Genomic DNA, 4,549 nt, shown 5'->3' on the forward strand with positions numbered 1-4,549 from the left:
CTCCCCGTCCGCACCCCAACGCACCCTCGAGAGGGCAGAATCTCTCCGAAAATCGGGAGTTTGTGAGAGATTCTGCCCTCTCGATTGGCTTAGGTCGGGGTGGGGTGGGGGGTAGGGCGGGGGTCAGCGGCGTCGGCGGCGGGTGGCGGATTCGGCGCAGGTGATGCAGAGGTCAGCGGTAGGCAGAGCTTCGAGGCGCGCAAAGCCGATTGGGCCGCCGCAGTGGGCGCACGTTCCGTACGGGGTGCCGGACTGAATGCCAGACGGGCCGCCGCCAGACGAGCCGCCAGACGGGGCGCTGGGCGAGGTGGCGTACGCAGTGCCGGGAGTCGAGCCGTCGGGCGGCGGGCGCAGGCGGGCGAGCGCGCGGTCGACAGCGTCAGAGCGCTCTACGAGCTCGGCGTGCACCCCAGCGATGCGCGACCACTCGGCCGAGAGCGGAGTGCCGTCGGGGTCGTGCTCATCGTCGTCGGTCGCGTCACCGCGGGCCGCGCGAACCCCGTCGAGCGACATCGTGAGGCGAGCCAGTTCGGTGTCGAGCGAGCTGCGTTGGGCGAGCAGCAGCTGTTCGAGCTGCAGCAGCTGGGCATCCGGAAGCATCATGACACTTCAAGCCTACGCGCCGCCCGATGAGCGACACCCGAGTGCGGCCGACCCGCGAGATCGGGCTCGACCGCTCAGCGCGCGGCGGCGGCCGCCCGCAGCTCGGGGATGAGCTTCTCGAGGTAGGCGGCGGTGTCGTGCCAGCCTTCGACGGCCACGCACTTTACGCCCATGGCCTTGACCGGGTAGTCGTTGCCGGCCGGGTCGAGACGGTCGCCCACGAAGATCATGTCGTCGAGCGGGATGCCCGTGAGCTCGGCGAGCTTGTTCATTCCGTAGGCCTTGTCGATGCCCTGGCGGGTGATGTCGACAGAGGTCGACCCACCCGAACGCACCTCGAGGTCGGGCAGTTCGGCCTGAACGGCTTCGCGCAGGGCGTTCTTCTTCTCACCGGTCGTGTCCCACGCGGTCTTCGCAGAGACCGGCGCAGCCTGGCCGAGGGCCGAGAAGGTGATCTGCGAGCCGCGGTCTTCGAGGATGGGGCCCCAGGTCTCGGACTCCCAGTAGCCGAGCGAGCGCGCCACGCGCTCGACGACCTCGAGCGCACGCGCCTTCTCGTCTTCTGTGAGGTTCTCGGCGTAGATCTGGTTCCACGCTTCGTTCTGGTACAGGTAGTACTGGGTGCCGCAGGTGGGCATCAGGTGCAAGTGCGAGAGCGCTTCGGGGCTGGCATCTGTGAGGTTCTCGATGACCTGCGACCGGAACTGGGAGATCTGCCCGCCCGAGATGATGCACACCTCAACGGTGTCGAGGAGGCGCACCAACAGCTCGGCCATCGCGGGGTCGAGGGGGGATTTCGACGGGGCGAGGGTGTCGTCGAGGTCGAATGCGACCAGTCGGGGAAGTGTCGTCACGGAGGATCCTTTGTTTTCGAAGTCGCTCTAGAGTATTCGACCTTGCCTGAGTGCGTGAATCAGCCCACGAGAAAGGGCCCGCGGCCGGCTGGATGGATGCCGGTGGCGGGCCCCTGAGGGCAGAGGGTCAGTGCTTGACTGCGTCGAGGTGCAGCATGCGCGCGATGACCAGGTCGAGCTGCTGGTCGTTGAAGATGTCTTTCCAGTTCTCTTTGATGATCATCTCGCGGCCGTAGTCCATGGCGATGAGGCACGCGTCAGAGAACGGGTTGTCGCCCTTCAGCGTGTTCGCGAGGGCGACCTGCGTGTGGCCGAGCAGCATGGCGCGGGCGGCGGCGGCGGGCACACCCACCGTCTCGATGGTCTCTTTGAGCGCCTCGTTGAGCAGCGACCCGATCATGCAGGCCACCGTTTCGACCAGCGTGGGCTCGAGGTAGGCGAGCTGCTTCACGGTGACCCAGTGCACATCGATGACGGGTGCGTAGATGACCCGGATGACCGTTTCAGCCACGATCTGCTTGTCGGCGTCGCCCGATTCGATGGCTGCAACCACGTCTTGGGGCGCAGCGATTCCGCCGAACGTGTCGGCGTACTCTTCGGGCGTGTGGCGCTCGAGGAACACAGACGGGTGGCACGGGTGCGCCACGGCGTATTCGATGTCGTCGCGCTGGAACAGCAGGTTCGCGTAGGCAGCGGCCGGGTCGAGCGTCAGCAGAATGGCGCCCGTCTTCAGCTCGGGCACGACTGCAGCAGACACGGCGCCGAGCGCGATGTCGGGTACGGCCAGCACCACAACATCGGCGTCGACGACGGCGATGGCCGTGTCGGTGAGGGTGCGGCCCGTGGCGAGCACGCGCTCCTGGCCGGCCGCGCCGTTCTCGGCGTAGTAGACGGTGTGTGCGGTCTTCTGCAGGTTGTTCGAGACGCGCATGCCCATTTTGCCGCCGGCGCCGATGACCGCAATGGTGAGGTTCTCGAGGTTCAGTGGTGCGTTCATGAGTTTCTGCTCCTTAGATAGTGCACGTTGTGTGCAGTCCATGCGGCCTCTAGGTCGCGGGTCGTAGCGGCATCGCCCTGCCAGGGCAGCCAGTGTTCGATGATCTGGTTGATTCCCCGGGCATCCGGTTCGATGGCGGCAACCATCGCGTCGTAGTCGAGCAGGCCTTCGCCCATCGGGGCCCCGACGAGCGAGAAGCCCACCCAGCCCTCCTGGCGGGTGAACGCGAAGTCTTTGATGTGCATGTTGTTCACGAAGGGCGCGACGCGCGCAATCACGTCGGCGGGCAGCTCGAGCGCCGCCACGCAGTTCGCTGGGTCGCTGCAGATGCCAACGACGGGGTTGCCGACGGCCGCGACGATCTCGACGAGAACCGTGCTCGACACCTGCTCGTATGTCTCGAGCGCGAGTGCGACTCCGGCTGCCTCGTACTCGACGGCCACCTCGCGCAACTGCTCGACGGCCTCGGCCGGGGTGGGCCGGCTGGTCGCCGAGTACAGCATCGAACGCACGAGGTGAACGTTGAGCTTGGCCGCGAGCGTGAGGTAGCGCTGCAGGTGTGCCGGATGCACGCCCCGAGTGCCCAGTTCGAGCTCGATGCCGAGGGCATCCGCTCGTTCGCGCACGTCGGCGAGCTGTTCGTCGTCGAAGGACTCGATGGCGGAGTAGTCGCAGATCTGGAAAACCGTGACGCCGAGTGCCGCCGTCGCCTCGAGCATGTCGTCGAGGCTGAGCGGATTCGGCAGGGTGGGCTGCCACTGCCAGAAGAACGCATAGGTGCTGAGGCCGATGCTCATGCCGGGCTCCCGGCACGCACCGCAGCGAGCGCTGCCGCCTCGTCGATGACGGTCGCCAGTGCGGCGGGGTCGTGGGCGTACCGGCCGAGAAACAGGCCATCGACGGCGGTGCCGAGCTGGCCGAGGAGGCCGGGGCCCGCGCTGCCGCCGTAGATCACGCGAAAGGAGGCGAGTCGCTGGTCGGAGGCCAGGTGCGCACGAAGGCCCCGGCAGACCTCCACGATGTGCCAGGCGGGAGCGGGGTCGGGGGCCCCGATGGCCCAGTGCGGTTCGTAGGCCACGACGAGGTCGCTGCCTTCGGGCGTTCCGGCGAGGGCAGAGGTGAGCTGGTCGACGCATTCGTCGACAGCCGCATCGGTGCTGCCGGGCATCCGTTCGCCGATGCAGAGCACGGGGGTCAGACCGTTGCGAAGCGCTGCCTGGGTCTTGTCGCGTGTCACGAGGTCGGTTTCGCCGAAGAGTCGGCGTCGTTCGGCGTGGCCCACCTCGGCGAGGGTGCAGCCGATCTCGGCCAGCACGGCGCCGCTCACCTCGCCTGTGAACGCGCCGGAGTCGGCGGTCGCGATGTCTTGGGCACCCACACGAACGGGTGTGCGTTCGAGAATGCGCACGGTCTCGGCGAGGGCCGGATAGGTGGGAATGACGAACACCTCGACGGCTCCGCTCTGCACCGCAGGGTGCTCTGCGGCGATCTCGGCCACCGATCGCGCGTACGCGAGCGACCTCTCATATGAGAAGTACATCTTGGTACTCACACCGACGGTGACGGCGGGAAGAGTGCGGGTCATGGTGTTCAGGCCCCGGCGCGGGCGGTTTCGTAGTCGTTGATGGCGCAGACCTTGTCGTTTGAAGCACTGGTCTCGTCGAACGTGTAGGTCAGCCATTCGCGGGCGAGGCGGCGGGCGAGCTCGATGCCCACGACGCGCTGGCCGAACGCGAGTACCTGGGCGTTGTTCGAGAGAATGCCGCGCTCGACCGAGAAGCTGTCGTGTGCGGTGACGGCACGGATGCCCTCGACCTTGTTGGCGGCGATGGCCATGCCGAGGCCGGTTCCGCACACCAGCAGCGCGCGGTCGACGGTGCCGGCCGCGACCATTTCGGCGGCCGCGATGGCGACATGCGGGTATGCCGTGTGGCTCTCGGCGTCGACGCCGACGTCGATGACCGAGGCGACCAGCGGGTTCGCTTCGAGGTCTTTCTTGAGGGCCTCTTTGTACTCGAAGCCGGCGTCGTCGGCTCCGATGACTATGCGAAGCGGTGTGGTGCTCATGGGGTTCTCCTCGGGTGGGGCGGTGGGT

General features: G+C 67.3%; 6 protein-coding genes. All 6 read right to left on the reverse strand.

The genetic code is table 11. The features are described 5' to 3' along the window. Positions 1 to 123: 123 nt before the first annotated feature. A complete protein-coding gene (locus D4765_RS18775; RefSeq protein ID WP_237280567.1) occupies positions 124 to 603 on the reverse strand; it encodes a TraR/DksA family transcriptional regulator in 480 nt (159 codons plus the stop codon). Between the two features lie 74 nt (positions 604 to 677). Next, positions 678 to 1,457 carry an HAD-IIB family hydrolase gene (locus tag D4765_RS18780; RefSeq protein ID WP_136643830.1) on the reverse strand — a complete coding sequence of 260 codons (780 nt, stop codon included), beginning with the start codon at positions 1,455 to 1,457 and terminating at the stop codon, positions 678 to 680. A gap of 127 nt (positions 1,458 to 1,584) precedes the next feature. Beyond that, positions 1,585 to 2,454, reverse strand: coding sequence for a phosphogluconate dehydrogenase C-terminal domain-containing protein (locus D4765_RS18785; RefSeq protein ID WP_136643831.1), 870 nt, complete (start codon positions 2,452 to 2,454; stop codon positions 1,585 to 1,587). Then, positions 2,451 to 3,251, reverse strand: a complete 801-nt coding sequence (locus tag D4765_RS18790; protein ID WP_136643832.1) for a sugar phosphate isomerase/epimerase family protein — start codon at positions 3,249 to 3,251, stop codon at positions 2,451 to 2,453. Before D4765_RS18790 ends, D4765_RS18785 begins: the two co-directional genes overlap by 4 nt. Continuing rightward, entirely contained in the window at positions 3,248 to 4,039 is a 792-nt protein-coding gene (locus tag D4765_RS18795; protein ID WP_136643833.1) for a triose-phosphate isomerase family protein, read from the reverse strand. Before D4765_RS18795 ends, D4765_RS18790 begins: the two co-directional genes overlap by 4 nt. 5 nt (positions 4,040 to 4,044) lie before the next feature. Beyond that, the gene (locus tag D4765_RS18800; RefSeq protein WP_136643834.1) at positions 4,045 to 4,521 is read right to left on the reverse strand and encodes a ribose-5-phosphate isomerase; all 477 of its coding nucleotides are present in this window, start codon (positions 4,519 to 4,521) and stop codon (positions 4,045 to 4,047) included. Positions 4,522 to 4,549 lie beyond the last annotated feature (28 nt).

The organism is Subtercola vilae (assembly GCF_004923255.1).
Taxonomy (GTDB): domain Bacteria; phylum Actinomycetota; class Actinomycetes; order Actinomycetales; family Microbacteriaceae; genus Subtercola; species Subtercola vilae.